The sequence below is a fragment of the Streptomyces botrytidirepellens genome (genome assembly GCF_003721215.1).
GTDB classification, from domain to species: Bacteria; Actinomycetota; Actinomycetes; order Streptomycetales; family Streptomycetaceae; genus Streptomyces; species Streptomyces himastatinicus.
On sequence record NZ_RIBZ01000003.1, the window covers coordinates 1 to 3,382 of the forward strand.

Sequence of the window (3,382 nt, forward strand, 5' to 3'; positions counted from 1 at the left end):
GCGCAGGGGCTGGCTGGTGTGTCGTTGGCGTGGGGGATGTGGGAGCAGGCCGAGGGTATGGGGGGCCGTCTGGGTGAGGCGGACGTGGACCGGCTTCGGCGTCAGGGGTTCCCGCCGCTGTCCACGCGGGACGGGCTCGCGCTGCTGGATACCGCTTTGCAGGTCAATGAGCCCGTTGCGGTGCCGGTCGCGCTGCGGACCGCGTCTCTGGCCGGGGTCCGGGACAGTCTGCCGGGTGTGCTCCAGGCGCTCGTCCCGGCCGCCCCGCAGCAGCGCCGCACCGCAGGCCGGTCCGCAGCAGGTGAGGGGGGTGCGCTCGCCGACCGGCTGCGGGGTCTCCCATCTGCGGAGCAGAACCGAGTGCTGCTGGATCTGGTGCAGACGTCGGTCGCTGCCGTGCTGGGGCATGCTTCCGCCGCGGCGGTCGACACGACCAGGGCGTTCAAGGATCTCGGTTTCGACTCGCTGACCGCGGTGGACCTGCGTAACCGGCTCGGCTCCGCCACTGCGCTGCACCTGCCGGCCACGATCGTCTTCGACCATCCCACTCCTGCTTCCCTCGCCGGGTATCTGCGTGAGGAACTGCTCGGCGTGGTCGAGGAGCAGGCTGCGGAAGATCGTTACGTCGAGCGTGCGGGTGCCGTCGATGACCCGATCGCGATCGTTGGCATGGGCTGCCGTTACCCGGGTGGTGTGACGTCGCCGGAGACGTTGTGGGAGCTGGTGGATTCCGGTGGTGACGGGATGTCGCCGCTGCCGGTGGACCGTGGCTGGGACACGCGGGTGCTGGACGACATCGCGGCTGTCGGGGGTTTCGTGGAGGACGCCACGGAGTTCGATGCGGAGCTGTTCGGGATCTCGCCGCGTGAGGCGCTGGCGATGGATCCGCAGCAGCGGCTGCTGCTGGAGACCTCCTGGGAAGCCCTGGAACGGGCGGGCATCGACCCGATGTCCCTGCGCGGCACGGCCACTGGCGTGTTCTCCGGCATCTCGGGCAGTGGGTACGGCGGGACCATGCACGACCCCGAGGGCGAGTCCGGCGGGTACCTGCTCACCGGCAGCACGCCGAGCGTCGCATCGGGCCGCTTGTCGTACGTGCTGGGACTGGAGGGCCCGGCGGTGTCGGTGGACACCGCGTGCTCGTCGTCCCTGGTCGCCCTGCACCTGGCGTGCCAGGCGCTGCGCGCGGGCGAGTGCGAGATGGCACTCGCCGGAGGCGCCACCGTGATGGCTACCCCGGGCATCTTCCTGGAGTTCGCCCGTCAGGGCGGGCTGGCCGGGGACGGCCGGTGCAAGTCCTTCTCGGACGCCGCGGACGGCACCGGATGGGCGGAGGGCGCCGGGGTGCTGGTGCTCGAACGCCTCTCCGAGGCCGAGCGGCTGGGGCACCCGGTNCCGGGGTGCTGGTGCTCGAACGCCTCTCCGAGGCCGAGCGGCTGGGGCACCCGGTGCTCGCGGTCATACGCGGCAGCGCGGTCAACCAGGACGGTGCTTCCAACGGCCTGACCGCGCCGAACGGCCCCTCCCAGCAGCGCGTCATCCGCCAGGCCCTGGCGAACGCGCGCCTCTCGACCTCCGAAGTGGACGCAGTGGAGGCCCACGGCACCGGCACCACACTCGGCGACCCGATCGAGGCCCAGGCACTGCTGGCGACGTACGGCCAGGGCCGTGACGGTCAGGATCCCCTGTGGCTCGGCTCGATCAAGTCGAACATCGGGCACAGCCAGGCCGCGGCCGGCGCGGCCGGATTGATCAAGATGGTGATGGCGCTGAGGGAAGGGCAGCTGCCGAAGACCTTGTACGTCGACCGTCCCTCGTCGCACGTGGTCTGGGAGTCCGGTGCGGTCGAGGTGCTGACCGAGGCTCGTGCGTGGCCGCGCGGTGAGCGGCCACGTCGGGCGGGTGTCTCGTCGTTCGGGATCAGCGGGACCAACGCGCACGTCATCATCGAGGAGGCCGAGGAAGCTCCCGCGATCGAGCCGCCCGTGGCCGTGGAGCGGCCGTCGGCGGGGCTGCCGGTGGTGCCGTGGGTGCTGTCCGGCCGCAACCCGCAAGCGACGCGGGCCCAGGCGGCACGACTTGCGGCATTCCTCGCTGAGGGCTCCGACCGTTCCCCGGCGGACGTGGGCCTTTCGCTCGCGACGACCCGGGCGGCGCTGGAACACCGGGCAGTGGTGCTCGGCGCCGACTTCGCCACCCTGCACTCGGGCGTGGCCGCGCTGGCCGACGGCGACGCCTCCGTGGTGTCCGGTGTGGCGGTCGAGGGGCGTACGGCGTGGATGTTCACCGGCCAGGGCAGCCAGCGGCCCGGCATGGGCCGCGAGCTGTACGAACGGTTCCCGGCGTTCGCCAGGACCCTGGACGAGGTCTGCGGCCACATGGACGCCGATCTCGACGGCGCCGCCGAGTTCCCGGTCCCGGTGCGGCAGGTGCTGTTCGCGGACGAGGGCTCCGAAGAGGCGGGGCTGCTGGACCGGACGGGGTATGCCCAGACGGCGCTGTTCGCGGTTCAGGTCGCCGTTGTGGAGCTGCTGCGTTCCTGGGGAGTACGCCCGGACGTGGTGCTGGGCCACTCGGTCGGCGAGCTGGCCGCCGCCTACGCAGCGGGTGTGTTCGATCTCGCCGATGCCGCGCGGTTGGTGGCGGGTCGTGCGCGGTTGATGCAGGCGCTGCCCTCGGGTGGTGCGATGGCGGCGGTCGAGGGCACCGAGTCCGAGGTCGCCGACATCCTCGGCGGGTTTGCCGAGGGCGAGCGGGTGGCGGTCGCGGCGGTGAACGGGCCCACGTCGGTGGTGGTGTCCGGTGACGAGGATGCGGTCGAGCGGGTGATGGCGGTTGCGGGGGAGCGGGGTCGGCGGGTGTCGCGGCTGCGCGTCAGCCACGCCTTCCACTCGCCGTTGATGGAGCCGATGCTTGAGGAGTTCGCCGAGATCGCGGCAAGCGTGACGTACCGGCAGCCGATCCTTCCGGCGGCCAGCACTCTCACCGGGCGGCCGGTCGACGAGCAGGACTGGGCCACGCCGGACTACTGGGTGCGCCAGGTCCGCCGCCCGGTGCGCTTCCACGACGCCCTGCTGACCACAACCGGCGAGCAGGCGGCGGCCCGGCTGCTCGAAATCGGTCCGGACCCGGTACTGACCGCGCTCGCTCAGTCCGAAGTGGACACGGCGGTGTCGGTGCTGCGTAAGGGCCGACCCGAGACCGAGACCGTGATGGCAGCGGTGGCGGAACTGTTCGTACACGGGGGCAAGGTGGACTGGTCCGCCGTGTTCGCCGAGAGCGGCGCCGAGCGGATCGGCCTGCCGACGTATGCGTTTCAGCGGCAGCGTTTTTGGATGGGGGCTGTCCGGCCGGGTACCGATGCGAGCGGCTTGGGTCTGGG

General features: G+C 71.9%; 1 pseudogene. It reads left to right on the top strand.

Annotated elements, in window-relative coordinates:
• Positions 1–3,382: pseudogene (locus EEJ42_RS54375) on the top strand (type I polyketide synthase); the annotation flags it as partial.